Here is a 17,501-nt window from a genome sequence, read left to right as displayed (position 1 = left end):
GACCTGCCCTAGAGGGTGCTCTGCGGCGGTTCCCAGACCGAGCAGTCGTGCGCGAAGAGAACGCGTCGTGGGTCGAAGTCGGCGAGTCGCTCCAGCCAGTGCTGGTAAGCGGGAAGTGGCTGCTCCACGCCGTGAAGTGCCGCTTGGCGGGCCAGCTGGTCGGATGCGAAGTGGGAGGCGAAGTCGTGTGCCTGGCCGGCGAGGACTACCGTGCCGTCGGCTTGCCGGAGGACCAGCGACTGATGCCCTTGGGTGTGCCCTGGTGTCGGAATGATCCAGACGCCCGGCCAGACCTCCGCCTCACCGGCGAGTTCCTCATAGGACGCGGCAGGGAAATCGATCAACTCGTCCAAGGTGTAGTCGCCGCTGCGGGCAGTGGCCAGCTCGACGTCCTGGACCAGGATGGGCTTGCCGCCCAGGAGGGGGTTTCCACCGCAGTGGTCGAAGTGGAGGTGGCAGTTCGCGACGAGGGAGATGTCGTCAAGAGCGACTCCGGCAGCGGACAGGGCATCCTGCAGGCCCCGGCGTCGGGGACGGTAGTGGGCTTCGGTCTCGGGGTCCGCCTTGCCGATGCCAGTATCGAAGAGGATCAGGCCGTGATCGTGTTGCACCAGGTAGGCGAGCACAGGTTCGACCCGCGGCTGCGGGCCGCCGGTTTCCGACGCGGGGCGGATGAAGTACCCCAGATCAAGGCGACGCACCGGCATGTTCTTCCCCATGCGGCCAGTCTGGCAGGTGTGGGCGATTCACATGCAAGGTTCAGCCTGTGGCGGAGTCCTGGGCCGCGGCACGGGCCTGCGTAATGGCGAGGCGGTAGGATTCGGTGCCGGTCTGAATCAGGTTGCCGCCGAAGGTCAGCCGGTCGGCGATGGCCGCGCAGAGCCTCGGGTCGGTGAAGGTCTTGGTCCAGCCGCTGAAACTCTCGTTCGAGGCGATGGCGACGCTGTTCTTCTCCTTACGTTCCGTCAGAACCTGGAACAGCAGCTCAGCGCCCCTGCGGTCCAGCTCCATGCAGCCCAGCTCATCGATGGTCACGGGCCGCGGCTTCGGCCAGGTCGGGGAACCGGGCCCGGATGGTGGGCAGCCGCAGCATCCGGCATGCCTGGTCGACCTCGGCATCGGCGGCCTGTTCGGTCAGTCCGCGGTGGCGTTTGACGGTCACGGCAACTCTCCCTCGGCAGTGAAACGGTCGGCCGGCCGCCTCGGTCGCAGCAATCGGTCGTAGGCCGCGACCGACGGCAGCGGCCGGGTATCCGGCGGCAGGTGGGCCAGGCGACGCTCGGTCAGGAACGTCACCGCAGCCCGGTCGGGCTCCGGCTCGACGGCAGGGGCTGATGTGTCGTCGGATTCGGCCGCCTTGCGGGCCTCCAGCGCGACGGCATCCGAGGTCAGTGCCCCGGCCCGCAGTGCGGCGGCGAGCCCGGCCACCAGGTGCTCGTGGTGAAGGTGCCGACCCAGCGGCAGGACCTCGATCAGGGCCCGGGTGCCGTCGCGGTCGCCGTGGACCTTGCAGGCCGCCGCCCACCACGCGTCGTGGACGGGGTGAACTTGCCTGCGGAGCGGGCCTGTTCCAGCGCGGTCGCGCCGGGAAACGCACCGGGTTTGCGGGCCAGTGCCGGTAGTGGTCCAGTTCCAGCCCGGCCTGGCCCTTGGCGATCAGCCGTTCGTGCCGGGCGACTTCCGTGCGGCCGTCGTAGACCACGATCTCTGAGGCGTGCAGCATCACCCTCACGGTGCGGCCGATCAGCCTCACCGGAACCGAGTGGCGGTTCGTGCGGACGTATCGGTCCAGTCGAACGGGCGGCGCCGCGCGGACGACATCCGCCCCCGGACCTTCACGCACGTTCGGGTGAGCCGCCCGGTGGCCGCGCGCCGGCGAGCCAGCGGGTGACCAGGAGGTCGAGGTCGGCGTCGGTGACGGGCCGGCGGCTGAGGAAGCGCTGGAACATGACGGGGCCGACGAGCTGGGCGAAGTCGGCGGTGGTGATCCGCGTGCCGGAGGGTTCGAGGAGCCGGTTGAGGGCCTGGTGGCGGTCTTCGCTGATCCCCGCGAGGGCGTGTGCGGCTTCGGGGTCGCGGTCGGCCTGGGCGGCCAGGGCCATCAGCGCGCCGGCAGTGGCGGGGTCGTCGAGTCCGTGCCGCAGGCTCTTCAGGTACGCGGTGACGACGGCATGGGGGTCGCTGCCGGGCTCGGGGTACAGGGAGCCGTCGCCGGATTCGAGCATCACGTCGACCAGAAGGGCTTCGCGGGTGGGCCAGTGCCGGTAGAGGGTCTGGCGGGTGACCTGGCCGCGCTCGGCGAGCAGTGAGTAGGTCAGTGCCGTGGGCCCGACGTCCGCGAGCAGCTCGCGGGCGACGGTGAGCACTCGGTCGCGGGTGCGGCGGACCCGGGGGTTGGAGAGGTCGGGCCGGGCGGAGGAGGCGTCAGTCACACGACAATCATACGAGGTGTATGTTTAACTCGATTCATACAGATTGTGTGATTGTCGTCGGCTCCGGCCGTCTCGACAGAGCAAGGGAGACCATCGTGGCCGTCATCGTCGATCCGGACGCCGGCACCTTCACCGTGCTGGTGTCCTTCACCGTCCCCGCCGAGCGCAGGGAGGAGCTGGTGGACGCGATCCGCACCTTCGTCGAGGAGGAGGTGCGCCACCGGCCGGGTTTCGTCTCCTCCACCGTGCACACCAGCCAGGACGGCACCAGGGTGATCAACTACGCGCAGTGGGCGAGCCGTGAGGCGTTCGAGGCCTTCCGGGCCGACGCCGGCGCCATGAGCCGCCGGGGAGTGATCCCGGAGTTCCAGCGCGACGGCCAGCCCTACGTGATCGCCTTCCAGACCACCGCCGCAGCCTGAGCCCGCCCCACCGGGCCGGCACTTCACGGCGCTTTCGTTCCTCTCTCCGCACCACCGTTGTCCGTAAGGAGACCCCCATGCCCACCGCTGTCACCTTCGACCGCTACGGCGGTCCCGAGGTCCTCGCCCTCACCGAGGTCGCCCTGCCCGAGCCCGCGCCCGGCGAGGTCCGGGTCAAGGTCAGGGCCGCGGGGATCAATCCCCTGGACAACAAGATGCGCCGGGGTGACCTGGCCGGCCTCTTCCCCGTCGACTTCCCCGTCGTGCCGGGTGTGGACGCCGCGGGCGTCGTCGACGCCGTCGGATCCGACGTCAGCGGCTTCGCCGTGGGCGACGCGGTCTTCGGCGTCACACCGGCGGGCTCCTACGCCGAGTACGCGCTGATGCCCGCCCCCGTGGCCAAGCCGGCCGCACTGTCCTGGGAGGTCGCCGCCGCGCTGCCGACCGTGGGGGAGACCGCCTTCCGCGCGCTGAAGCACCTCGGCCTCGACTCCGGGCAGACCCTGCTCGTCCATGGCGCCGCCGGCAGTGTCGGCGCGATCGCCGTGCAGCTCGCCGCCGCCCGTGACATCACCGTCGTCGGCACCGCGGGGGCCGGCGACCTCGACCGCGTCAGCGGCCTCGGTGCGACGGCGGTCACGTACGGGCCGGGCTGGGCGGAGCGGGTGCGCGCGGCGGCCCCGCAGGGCGTGGACGCGGTGTTCGACACCTCCGGTGCCGGTGTCCTGCCCGAGTCCGTGGAGCTGGCCGGCGGACCCGATCGCGTCATCACGATCGCCGACATGAACGCCGCTCGGTACGGGGTGCGCTTCACCGGCACGGACCCCGCCGACCGCGCCCCCGAGGCACTGCCCGAACTCGCCGGTCTCGCCGCCGCCGGACGTCTCACCGTCGAGATCTGGCGCACCTACCCCCTGAGCGAGGCGGCCCGGGCCCAGGACGACATCGACCACCGACGCAACCGCGGCAAGATCATCCTGCTTCCCTGACCGTTCGCCGGTCCAGCGGGTGTGCCCGCCGCCCCGGGCGGGCGAGGGACAGGCCGCTCCGGACCCGCGGGCCGGTCACCTCCGCCCGAAGGCGACGCACGCCCTGCCCCCGCCGGCCGGGTCGGCCCGCCCGCCGACCCGGACCACGTTCCCACCCCACGTTCCGACCCCCGGTGACCGACCGGACCCACGCAAGGACACGCACGCCATGACCGCGCCCCCCTACACCGAGCCCGCCCTCGAAGGATTCGAGCACCACCACGCCGAGGTCAACGGCACCCGCCTGCACTACGTGACAGGAGACAGCGGCGAACCGCTGGTCCTGCTGTCGGGCTGGCCCCAGACCTGGTGGCAGTTCCACAAGATCATGCCCGCGCTGGCCGAGCGGTACCGGGTCGTCGCCGTCGACTACCGAGGCATGGGCGGCTCCGCGAAGCCCGCCGGCGGGTACGACAAGAAGACGATGGCCCGTGACATCCACGAGCTCCTCCGCCACCTGGGCCACGATCGGGCCCACATCGCGGGCGAGGACATCGGCGCCATGGTCGCCTACGCCTTCGCCGCCAACCACCCGGAGGCCACCATCAAGCTCGCCCTGTGGGAGGTCGGCCACCCCGGCGACGTCTTCAACGAACTCCGCATGCTGCCCCAGCCCGGCCGGCCCCACCTGTGGTGGTTCGCCTTCAACCAGGTCGAAGAGCTCCCCGAACAGCTCCTCCAAGGCCGCTACCGCCTCCTGATCGACTACCTCGTCGGCCTGGAGGCCCTCGATCCGGACGCGATCGACGAGGCCAGCCGCGCCCTCTACGCCGCCGCGTACGAACAGCCCGGCGCGGTCCGCGCCTCCAACGCCTGGTACCAGACCTTCGGCCAGGACATCGAGGACGCCCGCGCCTACGCCCCGCTGAGCATGCCGGTCCTGGCCCTGGGCGGGATGAACTTCGCCTTCGTCCCCGCCCTGCTGGAGGGCAAGGCCACCGACGTGCGCTACGTGGAACTCCAGGACGCCGGCCACTACATCTCCCAGGAGAGGCCCGAGGAACTGACCCGGGAGCTGCTGACGTTCTTCGGCTGAGCCGACCCACGCGGGCCGACGGCCTGAACTGCCGCAGCGGGCAGGGCAGATGCACAAGGACCGGGCTCAGCGGTTGAACGTCAGGCGTGGTGCCGCGTTGCGGGCCAGCGCGTGGACCTGGTCGGGCCACCAGGCGCCGGCGGGCGGGTCGACGATGCCGTACTCCGGGTCGACCGTGCCGCCGGTGTTCCGTGTGCAGCTGCCGTCGGACTCACCGGGGACCTTGATCCACAGGTAGGCGTCGACAAGGGGGACGCCGGTGTCGGCGGTGGGGCGCGGGCCGAGGCCGCGGCCCGGCGCGTTGCACCAAGCCTCCGGATCACCGCTGTACTTGCCCGGCTCCGGGGTCCACGCGCCCCGGCCGTTGCGGCTCGTGTCGATCACGAAGTGCCGCAGCCGGCCGGCGGGCGGGGTGCCCACGTTCTGGTCGAACCAGGCGTCGGTCCACCGCCAGGTGGCGGGGTCGGCGGAGGAGACGCTGTTGCCGGGGGTGCCGTCGTTGGGGGCGGCGGACGAGTAGTACTGACTGGCGCACCAGTCGGTGTGACCGCGTGCCTGCTCGGGTCCCTCGGTGGCGAACCACATGCACTTGGCCGTCCAGGTGCCGTACCGGGCGTTGTGGTCGGTCGGGTGGTTGTTGGACACGTTGAGGGCGAAGCCGTCGCCGTACTCGACCCCGGCGTCCAGCAGCCGCCGCGCCATGTCGCCGACGGAGCGCCACTGGACGTTGCCCGAGTCCAGGTAGACCGCGGTGCGCGGGTTGGCCTTCAGGGTCCTGACCGCGTAGGCGAGGTCGGCGAGGCGGGCGGCCGTGAGTTCGCCGGTCGGGTCGGTGGCGGGACCGCAGTCCTGGGGGAGCATGGCCACGCCGTCCGGTTCGACGACGACCACCGCCCTGTGGTCGCCGATGCCGGCCGCGAAGGCGTCGATCCACTGTCGGTAGGCGGCGGAGTCCGTCGCTCCGCCGCTGGAGTACTGCGTGCAGTCCCGGCCCGGGACGTTGTACGCGACCAGGACGGGGGTCCGGTTCACGGCCCCGGCTCGGCGGACGAGTCGGTTCGCCTCGACGCGCACCTCGGCGGGCGTGCCCTCGGTGAACCACTCGGCCTGCGGCCAGCTGGCGAGCCTGGCCATGTTCGTGGCGTCCTCGATGTCACCGTTCCCGAAGTCCACGAGCGCCTGCTTCGCCGCCTTGCTGTGCGGGTCCGCGTAGAACTTCGTGGCCGGGGTGATCCCGTCCTGGGCTGGTTCGGCCTGCGCCTGCGCCTGTGCCGTGGTGAGGGCGGCGCACGCGGCGAGCGCCGCGAGGACGGAGGCCGCGCGGGCTCGGAAGCTGCGTGTTCTCAAGGTTGCTCCTCGGAGTCGCTGGAGATGGGGTGCGCTGCCCGTCAGTAGCCGTAGATCATCTTGTAGGCGACCTCCGGCAGGAACTGGCCGGCCGAGGAGCCGGCTCCCACGCCGCAGTTGCCGTCGGACTCGCCCGGGGTCTTGATCCACAGGAGCATCTCGGCGCCTCCGCCCAGCCGGCTGGGCGTGCCGATGCGGCGGCCGGAGGGGTTGCACCACTGCCCGTCGGAGCCGTTGCCGTTGCGGCTGGTGTCCACGACGAACGGCTTGGTGTAGCCGTAACGGGCCTGGAGTTCGCTGTTGACGGCGTTGCCGTAGGCGGTGTTCTCGGCCGTGGAGAAGTAGTTGGAGATGTTGAGCGAGAACCCGTGGGCCTGTCGGAGGCCTGCTTCGTGGAGTCGCTGGGCCATCGTCGCCGGGCCGGCCCAGCCCGGGTTGCCGGCGTCGAGGTACACCCAGGTGTGGGGCGCCTGGCGGTTGAACTGGGCCAGGGCCCCGGTGAGCATGCCCTGGCGTTCGGCGATCTGGGCCGGCGTCATGCAGCCGTAGTCCCCGAGGGAGTCCGGTTCGAGGACGACGACGGCCGGGCGGCTCGCGATCCCGCCGGCGAACTGGGCGATCCAGGTCGCGTAGGCGGACGGCGAGGCGGCTCCGCCCGCGGAGTGCCCGCCGCAGTAGTCGCGGTTGTAGATGTTGTAGGCGACCAGGACGGGCAGCTTGTCCCGGGAGTCCGCGGCTCCCGCGTACGCCCCCGTGGCAGTGCCGATGGCGCCGCTCCAGGAGCCGAACCAGCGGGCCGCCGGGGTGCCCGCGATCGAGGCGTCGATCGCGGGGGCCCGGCCGTCGCCGGGGTGGGCGGCGACCCACCGCTTCGCGCTGGAGTCGGGATCCACGTAGAAGCCGTTGGTCATGGTGGTCGGGTCGGCGGCGTGGGCGGACGGTGCGAAGGCGAGCGCGAGGGGCAGGGCGCAGAACGCTGCGACGAGGGTGCGGAGTCGGCGACGCATGAGTACCTCGGTTTCCGGGCGGGGATGCGTCACGCGCTCTGGTCCCGAGCGTGCGACGCGCTGAGGAAGTGCGGTGGTACGACGTCCCGTCGCGTCGGCGATCGCTCCACCGGGGACGGCACACCCACGGGCCGGCAGAGGCCTGGGAGCGCTCCCACTTGGAAGCGCTTCCCATCGTCGGAGGGCTTTCCGGGTGTGGTCGGTATCGTGTGGCGGGGCGCCAGAGCTGTCAAGGGGCGGCGTACGAGGGCTCGTTCCTCACGGAGCGCGTTACGGGGCCCAACCGCCCGGGAAGGAACTGGAAGCGCTCCCAGGTCGCGCTCCCAGGTGCTGATCCACCGGCCGTGTTCCGGCCGCCGTCCGCACCGTACGGGTGGCGGCGGCGCGGGGCGGGGTGAGACGCTTCCCGTCCGGTCGAGGGGGAAAGGCTCGTGGCCCATGGCGGAAGACGCGGCGCGTCGGCACCCGACGCTCGACGAGGTGGCCGGTCTGGCGGGGGTGTCCCGTTCCGTGGCCTCACGTGCCCTCAACAACGCCCCGCACGTCAGCCGCGCCAAGCGGGAGGCGGTCGAACGGGCCGTCCGGCAACTCGGATACGTCCCCAACCCGACCGCCCGCGCACTGGCCACACGCCAGACCGGAGCGGCAGCCCTCGTCGTGTCGGGAGAGGACCCCTCGATCTTCGCGGATCCGTTCTTCGCCCAGGTGATCGTGGGGGCCTCGGCCGCCCTGGAGGAGGCCGACCTGCACCTGATGCTGTGTCTGGCCGCCACCGACAGGGGCCGCGAGAGGGTGGAGCGGCTCCTCCTGTCCCGGGGGGCCGACGGCGTGATGCTGATGGCGCTGCGCGAGGACGATCCGCTGGCGCGGATGGCCGGGGCGGCGGCGGTACCCGTCGTGTTCGGCGGGCGCCCGGTCGGTCCGGCGCCCCGGTGGTACGTGGACGTCGACAACGTCGGCGGGGCGCGTGAGGCCACCGAGTACCTGATCTCGCTCGGCCGGACGCGCGTGGCCGCGATCTGCGGGCGGCTGGACACCGAGGCCGGGCGCGCCCGTTACCGCGGCTACCGGGACGCCATGCTGGCGGCCGGTCTCGACCCGTTCGCACCGTGGGAGGGGGACTTCACCGAGCCGAGCGGGGCCGCCGCCATGGCCGCACTGCTGGCGCACCACCCCGACGTGGACGGGGTGTTCGCCGCCAACGACAACATGGGGGCGGGAGCGCTGCGCACGTTGCGGGAGGCCGGCCGAACGGTGCCCGCCGATGTCGCCGTGGTGGGCTTCGACGACCTGACCGTCGCCCGGATCGCGGATCCGCCGCTCACCACCGTCCATCAGCCCATCACGGCTCTCGGCCGGGAGATGGCGCGGATGCTCGTCGCGCTGATCGACGGACAGGACCCCACCCCGCTGATCCTCCCCACCCGTCTCGTCCCCCGCTCCAGCGCCTGACGGCGGGCCCGAACGAGGCGGCTGCCGGTCGCTCGGAGCGGTGGCCGGCCGAGGCGGCCGGGAACGTGCCCCGCAACGCCGCCGTCGCCGCCGGGCGTCCGTCGGCCTCGGTGGCCGGCCGTCCACGCCGGCACCACCGGAAGAGCCATTCGGAACCGCCGTGCGGAATCGTTCGTTAAGGTGGCGAACAGAGACCAACTCCCGTGCCCCGGCCGGGGTGGCGGACAGACTGGGGCGAGCGCGGGGCAGGCCGGACGCCGAGCCCCCACGGGAGGGCGCGGTGCATCGCATCTGCCGGGTGGCCTGTGCCGGTGTACGGCGGGAGGCGCGCGCGCTCCGGGGGCCGGCCGCGGGCCGGACGGGCGTGGTGGGCGTGTGAGCGGCCGGTCGGCATCCTCGACGCTGCCCCGGCCGTTGCGCGCGTGGCTCGGACTGGTCGCGGTCCTCGCCGCGCTGGTGGTCGTCGCGCTCGGGGCGGTGTACGCCGGCCACGGCGGCCCCGGCACAGCGGACAGGTGGATCGTCCCGCCGACGGCGGACAGTGTGCGGCCGCCGTGGCGGCGCGTCGCTCTGGCCATGGACTTCCTGGGGGAACCCGCCGGAGCGCTGATGCTGGTCGCGGCCGTCGTGACGGGCTGTCTGCTGCTTCGCCGTCCGCGCGCGGCGGTGCTCGTCGTCGCCGGCGCCGCCACGGCCGTGGGAGCGGCGACGCTGCTCAAGCACCTCGTGGGACGCACCATCCACGGCGAGGGCAACCTGTCGTATCCGAGCGGGCACACCGCCTTCCTCACCGCGCTCGCCCTCACCGTGGCGCTGCCCGAGGCCGGCCGGCTCGGCCTCGGCAGGGCCTGCGGCACCTCACTCGTGCTCGCCGCGGCACTGGTGGCGGGCGCCGCCATGGGCTGGGCGGAGGTCGCCCTGGGCGCCCACTACCCGACCGACGCCCTCGGCGGCTGGTGCACCGCGCTGGTGGTGATACCGGCGACCGCGTGGCTGGTCGATCGGATGGCCGACCGGGTGGCCGGCCGGCAGGTTGGTCCGGGGGCCGGCCGGAGGAGCGGTCGGAGAGACGACTCCGCTTCCTCCGACCGCCGTTGACGGCGCGCCGTCACGTCACGCCAAGCGGCGGAACACCGGCTTCACGGGTCGCCCGCCCAGCCATGGAGTGGGGTCGCCGGCGTCCAGGGCCTTCCGGTACACCGCACACGCCTCGGCCACCACGTCCACGGTGTGATCGATGTCGGCGTCGCTGAGCGCGCTGCTCACCACGAACGACGGCGCCAGCACCCCGCCCGTGAGCAGCCGGCGCAGGAACAGGGTGCGGTACCGCTGCGACGGCCGCCCCCGCTCGTCGAGGGTGGCGAAGACCAGGTTGCTGGGCCGGCCCCGGACCACGAGGTGCTCACCGACGCCCATGGCGGCCGCGGCGCCGCGGACACCGGCGGCCAACCGCTCGCCGAGGGCGTGCAGGCGCGCGGTGACGCCCTCCTCGACGTACGTGGTGAGCACGGCCGTCGCGGCCGCCAGGGAGTGCGTCTCCGCACCGTGCGTCGTGGACAGCAGGAACACCCGGTCGCCCGAGTGACGCAGCCCGCCCCGCTCCATCAGCTCCCGGCGCCCCGCCAGCGCGGAGACGGCGAATCCGTTGCCCAGCGCCTTGCCGAACGTGGAGAGGTCGGGGACGACGCCGTACAGGCCCTGGGCGCCCGCCTCGGACCAGCGGAAGCCGGTGATCATCTCGTCGAAGACGAGGACGCAGCCGTGCCGGTCGGCCAGCTCGCGCAGGCCGGCGAGGTACCCGGGCTCCGGCTCCGTGTGGGTGGCGGGTTCCAGGACCAGGCAGGCGACCTCGCCCTCGTACCGGGTGAGCAGTTCCTCCGTGGCGGCCAGGTCCCCGTAGGGGAACGCCACGGTCAGTTCGGTGGTCGCCGCCGGCACGCCGGAGGACATCGGCGTGGTGCCGATGAACCAGTCGTCGACGGAGAAGAACGGGTGGTCGGCACAGAGGGCCACCCGCGGCCGCCCGGTGGCGGCGCGGGCGAGGCGCACCGCGGCGGTGGTGGCGTCGGAGCCGTTCTTCGCGAACTTCACCATCTCGGCGGTCGGCACCGTGGCCAGGAAGCGCTCCGCGGCTTCCAGCTCCACGACGGACGGCCGGACGAAGTTGCCGCCGCGGTCGAGTTCCCGCCGCACCGCCTCGACCACGCGGGGGTGGGCGTGGCCGAGGCTGACCGACCGCAGGCCGGAGCCGTACTCGACGTAGCGGTTGCCGTCGATGTCCCACACGTGGGCACCGCGGCCGTGGCTGATGACCGGGGCCAGGTTCTCGGGGTACTGGTCGTCCCCCTTGGCGTAGGTGTGCGCGCCCCCGGGGACCAGGTCGTGCAGTCGTTCGTTCGCCGCCCGCGACCGGGGCAGGTGGAACTCTCCGGTGTCCAAGCCGACTTCATCCTTCCTGGTGCTTCAGGACCTCGGCGAGGCTAGGCGCCTCCCGGTCCCGCTGGGACATCGAGGTGACCGGCAGCGGCCAGGGAACGGCCAGCTCCGGGTCGTCGTGGGCGATCGTCACGTCCTCGGACGGGTCGTGCGGGCGGTCGATCCGGTACGAGGTGTCGGCGGTCTCGGACAGCGCCTGGAAGCCGTGCGCGCACCCCGCCGGGATGTACAGGGTCGCCTGCGTCTCGCCGGACAGTTCGAAGAAGGCGCGGCCCAGGTAGGTCGGCGAGTCCGGGCGCAGGTCCACGACGACGTCGAAGATCCTCCCGTACGAGCACCGCACCAGCTTGGCCTCGCCGGCCCCGGAGCGCAGGTGCAGGCCGCGCAGCACGCCCCGGACCGAACGGGACACGCTGTCCTGGACGAACGCGTGCGGGTCCAGGCCCACCGAGCGGACCACGTCGGCGTCGAAGGTGCGGCAGAAGAAGCCGCGTTCGTCGGCGTACGGCGTCGGCTCGAAGAGGTACGCGCCCGCGATCTCCGGGACTTCGGTCGCCTTCATGGTGCCTCCCGCAGGGCGTGGGTGTGGTCGGCCGCCGGGAACAGGGCGGTGGTCAAGGCGGTGAACTGCTGTTCCAGCTGCCGGACGGCTGCCTGGTTCCGCTCGGCGAGGACCTGCCGCAGCTCGGCCGACCGCCGCTCCAGCGAACGGAACTGCTCCAGCAGCCGGTCGGCGTCGACCTCGCGCGCCGGATGGCAGTACGCGCCCAGCCCCATCCGCTCCATGAGGGCGTCGCTCTTCGCGGCATAGCAGAGGGCGAGCACCGGTGTGCCGGTCTTCAGCGCGCAGATCAGGTTGTGGTAGCGGACCGCCACGACGGTGTCGGCAGCCGCCATCTCCTTCATCAGGTCGGCCAGTGAGGCCGGCTCGGCGGCGGTGACCAGCGGCGAGTCCACCGCGTCGAGGATCGCGGCGACCACCGAGGCGTCGCACTCGTCGCCGGTGAGCAGCCGGACCGGCCTGCCCTCCTCGACCAGCGCGCGCACGAACCGGATCGTCCCGTCGAGATAGCGCCGGTAGATCTCCTCGGCCCGCGCACGGTCGTCGTTGCCGCCGTGGAAGTCCATGACGCCGACGCAGACCGGGCCCGGCGCACCCGAGGGCGCGCTCGGCTCCGGGGTCGGCAGGCAGAACGCGAGGTCCGGGTATACCTCGTCGCGCGCGGTGTCCACGCCCATCGCCCGCATCGCGTCTCGGGACGGGGCGTCCCGGTACGACCGGTACGCGGCCAGCCGCGCCGACCAGCGCACCAGGGCCCGGGTGGGCCGGTCGCGGATCGGCGCGGCGCCGACGCTGACCAGCGCGACCCGGGTGCCGAAGACCCGGCCGCTCGCGCAGAGCAGGAACAGCGCGTACGGGAACCCCCACGGCCGCAGCGGCAGCGTGGCCTCCAGGACGCCCATGCCCGGCACGATCACCACGTCGTGCCGGCGCACCCAGGCGGCGGTGCGGAGGACGTCGACGAGCTTGCCGACCCCCTTCGCCGCGATCGCACCCGCCCGTGACGCGGTCCGGTACTCCCCGCGGTACCAGTGCAGCCGTGTCGCGGGGATCGAGAACCGGGCCTCGACGGCCTCGGGTCCGCCGCACAGCGCGTCCACGACCGCCTCCGGGTGCTCGGCCCGCAGGTACCCCAGCACGGCCTCCAGCGACCCGTCGTTGCCGAGGTTGCCGGAGCCGAGCAGGCCGAACACCCCCACACTCAGCGCCCTCTTCACGCCCGCCGCCCTTCACGGCCGGCGACGAGTGCGTCGACGGAGACGGTGAGCAGGGACGGGTCGACCGGGGCGCGGTCCTCGACCCGCTCGCCGGCGCCGGGCCGGGCCCGGCTGGTCATCCACGCGGCCAGATGGCGGTAGCAGGAGCGCCGGTCGGCCGCGGACAGCGGCGCCCGCCGGACCGCGGCGACGAAGCCCCAGACGTACTCGGCGAGCAGCCGGGGCGTGGGGTGCAGCGGGCCCGCCCGGCGCGGGTCCAGGTTGACGCACCGGGAGCGCTTGGAGGGGTTCGCCCGCTCCGCGCGGGCGGGGTGGTCGCGGCGGAAGTACAGCAGCTCCGGCACCTGGTGGAAGCGCCCGTGCAGGGCGATCTCGGCGACGAACGTGCGGTCCGCGTGGTGGTAGCTGTCCAGCGGCCTCACCCGGCGCAGCACGTCGGCCCGGATCACCCCGTAGAAGTCGTCGCCGCCGGGCTCGAACAGCAGGCTGCGGAACCGCTCCGGGGCGTGCGGCGAGGCGGTGGCGAGCGTGTACGTGTACGGGACCTTCACCTGGCCGTCGCCGTCGACGACCGCCTGGTCGGCGTGCGCGAGGATCACCTCCGGCCGCTCGTCCAGCGCCTCGACGCAGCGCCGCAGCAGATCGCGGGCGTACAGGTCGTCGTGCGAGGCCCACTTGAACAGTTCGCCGCGGCACTCGGTGAAGACGTAGTTGTGGTTCGGCGTGGCACCGACGTTCCGGGGCAGCCGGATGTACCGGATACGGGAGTCCCGCGCGGCGTACTTGCGGCAGATGTCCTCGGTCCCGTCGGTCGAGGCGTTGTCGGAGACGACCAGCTCGAAGTCCTCGTAGGTCTGGCCCAGCAGCGCGTCGAACGACTCGGCCAGGTACTCCTCGCCGTTGTAGACGGGCAGGCCGATGCTCAGCCTGGGGCGGTCGGTCATGGGGTCCTCACTTCGGGAACGGAGTCGTGGTGGCGCTCGCGCAGGGCGGACCGCAGGTGCAGCCACCACACGGCCGAGCCGCTGACGGTCGCGGCGGCGACGCCCCAGGCCGAGCCGACGGTGCCGGCGGCGGCCGCCCCGCCGAGCCCGCCGCCGACGTACGCGGCGGAGGCGAACAGCTGGGAGCGCAGGCTGCGCCGGGCCGCGCCGAGCGCGCGCAGCCCGGCCGCCGCGCCGGTGCCGAGGCCCGCGCCCGCGACGCCGAGGGTGACCGGCGCGACGAGCTGTGCGGCGGAGTGCCAGACCCCACCGAGCACCAGCGCGCCGAGCCGGTCCGGCAGCAACAGCAGCGCCCCGCCCCACAGCAGCGCGCCGGCGGCCTGCCCGCCGCCCAATAGCAGACAGAACGAGCCGAGGCGGTGCGGGGCCCGCCGCAGCACCCGTGCCGCCTCCGGCACGGTGACCAGCGACAGGCCCATCAGCACGGCGAGGAACGGGCCGAGCAGCAGCTCGGCGCCCCGCACCGCGCCCACCGCGCCGACCCCGACGATCGCGCCGAGCCCGTACGCCCGCAGCTGGCTCGCGCCGCTGAGGCAGGTGTTCTCGACCAGGTACCGGTAGCCGAGGTCGCGCTGCTCGCGGAGCCACCCGCGCGCCCCGGCCACCCGGGGCCGGATACCGGACTGGAGGTAGCCGTAGCCCGCGGCCACCGTGGCGGACGCGCCCCAGGCGAGCACGAAGGCGGCCACGCTGCCGACGCGGGCCGCCAGAATCATGGCGGGGACGAGCGCGACGCCCCACACCACGTCGTTGACGAACGCCTTGCGCCCGGCGCCGGCGGCGAAGAACGAGAACCGCCAGGCGTCCTGGAGCAGCAGCCCCGGCAGCATGACGCCGAGACAGGCGAACGCGGGCCCCACACCGCCGCCGAGGGCCGGCCCGGCCACCAGGCACACCGCGCCGATGGCGGCACCGACACCGAGTGCGGTACCCGACGAGCGGGCCACCGCCCCGCGCCAGGACGCCTCCGGCACACCGCTGAAGCGCACCACGAGCGGATCGGTGGCCAGCCCGCGGGAGATGTTGAGCACCACGCCGTAGGTCACCCAGGCCAGGCTGAACACCCCGAACGCGGTCACCCCCAGCGAGCGGGCCACGTAGATGCCCACCGCGAAGTTGGACATGCTGGAGGCCGCCTGGTCCGCCAGTCCCCAGGACAGCCGGCCGACCAGGGCCCGCTTGGCGGATCCGGCCGGTGCCGTCGTCCGCGGGTCCTCCCCCTCGGCGGTCGTCGGCGTCATGCCTTGATCAGCCCGGCGTCGTGCAGGGCGTCGGCCGCGGCGGCGACGGTGTCGAACGGCAGCCCGGAGCGCTCGGCGACGTCCAGCAGACTGTGCTCGCCGTCGGAGAGGCTGAGCACCCACAGCATGGCCATCTGGGCCTGCTTGGCGTCGCTTCGCCCGCCGAGCGAGTCGTACAACCCCCGTCGGCCCAGCTGCGGTTCGCCGTAGGGGCTGAGGTTGACGTACCGCCGGTTGCGGTCCAGCACGGCGAACGCCTCCCGGCACAGGGCGAGCGTGTCCGCCATCGCGCGAGGGGAGACGAAGTCCAGGTTGTCCGCCGAGGTGTGGTATTCCGGGTAGCCCGCGTACGGGGTCCGGCTGAGCGAGCCCACGCCGAGGTCGAACCCGGGGGAGCAGAACTGCCGCTCGTCGTAGCCGTACGGCGTGAACTCTGTGATGCGGTGCGGCCGTTGCGTGGTCTCCAGCACGTGCCGCATCACCCGGTCGATCTCCGCGTCGCCGCGCCTGCTCTGCTTGTACGTCAGCCGGCCCGGGTCGCCGGCGCAGGCCAGCACCAGTCCGTGCTTGACCCGCTCCACCCTCTCCGCGTTGCGGGCCAGCCAGGTGATCGCCCCGATGGTGCCGGGCGCGAAGACGAACCGGTAGGTGTGGTACGGCCTCCGCTCCGCCAGCTCCCGGGCGAGGAACGTCGCCACCGCGATGCCGGCCAGGTTGTCGTTGGCCAGCGACGGGTGGCAGACGTGGCAGGAGACGATGACCTCGTCGGGGACCTGACCGGGGACCACGTGCTCGGCGTAGGTGAGGTGGCCGTCGTCGAGCGTGGAGTCGATGCGCACCTCGTACTCGCCGTCCGGCAGCGCGTCCAGGGTCTCCTGGGCCAGGCAGAACCCCCACTCCGGCGTGTAGTAGCTGGTGCGGTACGGCACCCAGGCCGGGTGGTCCGGCAGGGTGTGCAGGTGCGCGCGCAGCTCGGACAGGGGCATGGTCGCCGACACCGGCACGCTGTAACCGAGCACGTGCAGGTTGGACGCGGCGAAGTCGACCACCCGGTTGCCGTCGCCGTCGGCGATGTACGCGTCCCGGATGTTCCACTCCCGCGGCACCGTCCAGTCGAGCACCTGCGTCCCGGTCGGCACCTCGTGCACCTGCAGCGGGACGTACTCGCCGACGATGTCCAGGGTGGCGCGCACCCCGTCGCCCGTGATGCTCCGGCACAGCGGGTACAGCCGCTCCACCAGCGCGTACATCTCCTCGCCCGGCGTGGCCGCCGGCTGTTCGCCGGCCGCGGTCACCGGCGCCACCGCAGGGTGTCGTCGACGGTGCCGGCCTCGGACGCCGCGCGCAGCACCGCGAGGCGGGTGAAGCGCTGCTCGAAGTCGTCCCTGGTCAGCCCGAACGCCCGGTACGCGTCGGCGAGTTCGAGGGCGCCCCGCTTCACCGTCCACTCGCAGTCGAAGCCGGGTACGGCGGCGCGGAACCGGGAGAAGTCCACCCGGTACGACCGCGGATCGGCGCCCGTCTCCCCGGTGATCACCACCTTCGCGCCGGACACCGCCTCGGCGACCTGCCCGGCGATCTCGGCGACCGTGACGTTATTGGCCTCGCTGCCGATGTTGAACGCCCGGTCGTGCACCGCTTCCCGCGGCGCGGTCAGCGCGGCCGTGAAGGCCCGGGCGATGTCGGCGGCGTGCACCAGCGGACGCCAGGGGGTGCCGTCGGAGAGCACCAGCACCTCGCCGGAGAGCAACGCGTGGCCCACCAGGTTGTTCAGCACGATGTCGGCGCGCAGCCGGGGCGAGTAGCCGAAGGCGGTGGCGTTGCGCATGAACACCGGGCTGAAGTCGCCGTCGGCCAGCGCGTGCAGGTCGTCCTCCACCCGCACCTTCGACTCCGCGTACGGCGTCACCGGACGCAGCGGAGCGTCCTCGCCCACCAGGTCCTCGCCGCCGGCGGCGCCGTACACCGAGCAGGTCGACGCGTACAGGAAGCGCCGCACCCCGGCGTCGCGCGCCAGCCGGGCGAGCCGCACGGACGCCCGGTGGTTGATGTCGTAGGTGAGTTCCGGGGCCAGCGAGCCCAGCGGGTCGTTGGAGAGCGCGGCCAGGTGGATCACGGCGTCCACCCCGGTGACGTGCTCGGCCGTGACATCGCGCAGGTCCACCCGGTGCCCCGGCGGGTCCGCGGGCGTCGGGCCGAGCACACAGTCGGCGAACAGGCCGGCGTCGAGGCCGACGACCTCGTGCCCGGCGGCCGTGAGGACCGGGGCCATGACGGTTCCCAGGTAGCCCTGGTGTCCGGTGAGCAGTACGCGCAA

General features: G+C 73.0%; 18 protein-coding genes and 1 pseudogene. 5 read left to right on the top strand and 14 right to left on the bottom strand.

Annotation, left to right across the window (positions count from 1 at the left end; all coding sequences use genetic code 11):
* Positions 1–8: 8 nt before the first annotated feature.
* From ACZ7N4_RS18335 to ACZ7N4_RS18315, 5 genes and pseudogenes are all read right to left on the bottom strand, one after another.
* Positions 9–719, bottom strand: coding sequence for an N-acyl homoserine lactonase family protein (locus ACZ7N4_RS18335; RefSeq protein ID WP_471359334.1), 711 nt, complete (start codon positions 717–719; stop codon positions 9–11).
* A gap of 40 nt (positions 720–759) precedes the next feature.
* Positions 760–1,029 (bottom strand): annotated as a pseudogene (locus ACZ7N4_RS18330) (ATP-binding protein); the annotation flags it as partial.
* Complete coding sequence (locus tag ACZ7N4_RS18325; protein WP_471359503.1) at positions 1,022–1,162, bottom strand: hypothetical protein; 141 nt, start codon at positions 1,160–1,162, stop codon at positions 1,022–1,024. The pseudogene ACZ7N4_RS18330 and the gene ACZ7N4_RS18325, both read right to left, overlap by 8 nt.
* Positions 1,159–1,428 (bottom strand): hypothetical protein, encoded by a 270-nt coding sequence (locus ACZ7N4_RS18320; protein WP_471359502.1) that lies wholly within the window; start codon positions 1,426–1,428, stop codon positions 1,159–1,161. Before ACZ7N4_RS18320 ends, ACZ7N4_RS18325 begins: the two co-directional genes overlap by 4 nt.
* A 407-nt stretch (positions 1,429–1,835) precedes the next feature.
* The gene (locus ACZ7N4_RS18315) at positions 1,836–2,432 is read right to left on the bottom strand and encodes a TetR/AcrR family transcriptional regulator (protein WP_471359333.1); all 597 of its coding nucleotides are present in this window, start codon (positions 2,430–2,432) and stop codon (positions 1,836–1,838) included.
* 95 nt (positions 2,433–2,527) lie between these two features.
* Here ACZ7N4_RS18315 and ACZ7N4_RS18310 point away from each other — a divergent pair, with 95 nt between their 5' ends.
* From ACZ7N4_RS18310 to ACZ7N4_RS18300, 3 genes are all read left to right on the top strand, one after another.
* Positions 2,528–2,854 carry a putative quinol monooxygenase gene (locus ACZ7N4_RS18310; protein WP_471359332.1) on the top strand — a complete coding sequence of 109 codons (327 nt, stop codon included), beginning with the start codon at positions 2,528–2,530 and terminating at the stop codon, positions 2,852–2,854.
* Between the two features lie 77 nt (positions 2,855–2,931).
* A complete protein-coding gene (locus ACZ7N4_RS18305) occupies positions 2,932–3,843 on the top strand; it encodes an NADP-dependent oxidoreductase (protein WP_471359331.1) in 912 nt (303 codons plus the stop codon).
* Positions 3,844–4,051: 208 nt separating this feature from the next.
* The gene (locus tag ACZ7N4_RS18300; RefSeq protein ID WP_471359330.1) at positions 4,052–4,918 is read left to right on the top strand and encodes an alpha/beta fold hydrolase; all 867 of its coding nucleotides are present in this window, start codon (positions 4,052–4,054) and stop codon (positions 4,916–4,918) included.
* A 66-nt stretch (positions 4,919–4,984) separates the two neighbouring features.
* On the opposite strand, the gene ACZ7N4_RS18295 is transcribed toward ACZ7N4_RS18300, so the two are convergent.
* Together ACZ7N4_RS18295 and ACZ7N4_RS18290 are read right to left on the bottom strand one after the other, a co-directional pair.
* Positions 4,985–6,265: a glycoside hydrolase family 6 protein gene (locus tag ACZ7N4_RS18295; RefSeq protein ID WP_471359329.1), complete on the bottom strand. Its 1,281-nt coding sequence runs from the start codon at positions 6,263–6,265 to the stop codon at positions 4,985–4,987.
* A 41-nt stretch (positions 6,266–6,306) separates the two neighbouring features.
* Positions 6,307–7,272, bottom strand: coding sequence for a glycoside hydrolase family 6 protein (locus tag ACZ7N4_RS18290; protein WP_471359328.1), 966 nt, complete (start codon positions 7,270–7,272; stop codon positions 6,307–6,309).
* Between the two features lie 438 nt (positions 7,273–7,710).
* Between ACZ7N4_RS18290 and ACZ7N4_RS18285 the strand changes: the two genes are divergently transcribed.
* Both ACZ7N4_RS18285 and ACZ7N4_RS18280 read left to right on the top strand, forming a co-directional pair.
* Positions 7,711–8,724 (top strand): LacI family DNA-binding transcriptional regulator, encoded by a 1,014-nt coding sequence (locus ACZ7N4_RS18285; protein WP_471359327.1) that lies wholly within the window; start codon positions 7,711–7,713, stop codon positions 8,722–8,724.
* A 375-nt stretch (positions 8,725–9,099) separates the two neighbouring features.
* Positions 9,100–9,822: a phosphatase PAP2 family protein gene (locus tag ACZ7N4_RS18280; RefSeq protein WP_471359326.1), complete on the top strand. Its 723-nt coding sequence runs from the start codon at positions 9,100–9,102 to the stop codon at positions 9,820–9,822.
* 15 nt (positions 9,823–9,837) lie between these two features.
* Here the strand turns inward: ACZ7N4_RS18280 and ACZ7N4_RS18275 are convergent, their stop codons facing one another.
* Genes ACZ7N4_RS18275 through ACZ7N4_RS18245 form a run of 7 tightly spaced genes read right to left on the bottom strand, consistent with a single transcriptional unit; the run spans position 9,838 to position 17,501 of the window.
* On the bottom strand, positions 9,838–11,163 hold the full coding sequence (locus ACZ7N4_RS18275) for a glutamate-1-semialdehyde 2,1-aminomutase (RefSeq protein ID WP_471359325.1): 1,326 nt from the start codon (positions 11,161–11,163) through the stop codon (positions 9,838–9,840).
* 7 nt (positions 11,164–11,170) lie between these two features.
* The gene (gene rfbC / locus ACZ7N4_RS18270; RefSeq protein ID WP_471359324.1) at positions 11,171–11,722 is read right to left on the bottom strand and encodes a dTDP-4-dehydrorhamnose 3,5-epimerase; all 552 of its coding nucleotides are present in this window, start codon (positions 11,720–11,722) and stop codon (positions 11,171–11,173) included.
* Entirely contained in the window at positions 11,719–12,921 is a 1,203-nt protein-coding gene (locus tag ACZ7N4_RS18265; RefSeq protein ID WP_471359498.1) for a polysaccharide pyruvyl transferase family protein, read from the bottom strand. Before ACZ7N4_RS18265 ends, rfbC begins: the two co-directional genes overlap by 4 nt.
* Positions 12,922–12,935: 14 nt before the next feature.
* Positions 12,936–13,883, bottom strand: a complete 948-nt coding sequence (locus tag ACZ7N4_RS18260) for a glycosyltransferase family 2 protein (protein WP_471359323.1) — start codon at positions 13,881–13,883, stop codon at positions 12,936–12,938.
* A complete protein-coding gene (locus ACZ7N4_RS18255) occupies positions 13,880–15,184 on the bottom strand; it encodes a hypothetical protein (RefSeq protein WP_471359322.1) in 1,305 nt (434 codons plus the stop codon). The genes ACZ7N4_RS18260 and ACZ7N4_RS18255 overlap by 4 nt, the downstream gene beginning before the upstream one ends.
* Positions 15,181–16,488, bottom strand: a complete 1,308-nt coding sequence (locus ACZ7N4_RS18250; RefSeq protein ID WP_471359321.1) for a DUF4910 domain-containing protein — start codon at positions 16,486–16,488, stop codon at positions 15,181–15,183. The genes ACZ7N4_RS18255 and ACZ7N4_RS18250 overlap by 4 nt, the downstream gene beginning before the upstream one ends.
* Positions 16,476–17,501 carry an NAD-dependent epimerase/dehydratase family protein gene (locus ACZ7N4_RS18245; protein ID WP_471359320.1) on the bottom strand — a complete coding sequence of 342 codons (1,026 nt, stop codon included), beginning with the start codon at positions 17,499–17,501 and terminating at the stop codon, positions 16,476–16,478. Before ACZ7N4_RS18245 ends, ACZ7N4_RS18250 begins: the two co-directional genes overlap by 13 nt.

The sequence above is a fragment of the Streptomyces sp. NPDC107654 genome (assembly GCF_055639035.1).
The sequence above is the reverse complement of the archived record's forward strand: the minus strand, read 5'-3'. Positions and strand labels throughout refer to the sequence as shown.

Coding starts and splice junctions, on each gene's coding strand:
- ACZ7N4_RS18335 (WP_471359334.1), bottom strand. CDS start 719: ATGGGGAAGAACATGCCGGTGCGTCGCCTTGATCTGGGGTACTTCATC.
- ACZ7N4_RS18305 (WP_471359331.1), top strand. CDS start 2,932: ATGCCCACCGCTGTCACCTTCGACCGCTACGGCGGTCCCGAGGTCCTC.
- ACZ7N4_RS18300 (WP_471359330.1), top strand. CDS start 4,052: ATGACCGCGCCCCCCTACACCGAGCCCGCCCTCGAAGGATTCGAGCAC.
- ACZ7N4_RS18290 (WP_471359328.1), bottom strand. CDS start 7,272: ATGCGTCGCCGACTCCGCACCCTCGTCGCAGCGTTCTGCGCCCTGCCC.
- ACZ7N4_RS18285 (WP_471359327.1), top strand. CDS start 7,711: ATGGCGGAAGACGCGGCGCGTCGGCACCCGACGCTCGACGAGGTGGCC.
- rfbC (WP_471359324.1), bottom strand. CDS start 11,722: ATGAAGGCGACCGAAGTCCCGGAGATCGCGGGCGCGTACCTCTTCGAG.
- ACZ7N4_RS18260 (WP_471359323.1), bottom strand. CDS start 13,883: ATGACCGACCGCCCCAGGCTGAGCATCGGCCTGCCCGTCTACAACGGC.
- ACZ7N4_RS18255 (WP_471359322.1), bottom strand. CDS start 15,184: ATGACGCCGACGACCGCCGAGGGGGAGGACCCGCGGACGACGGCACCG.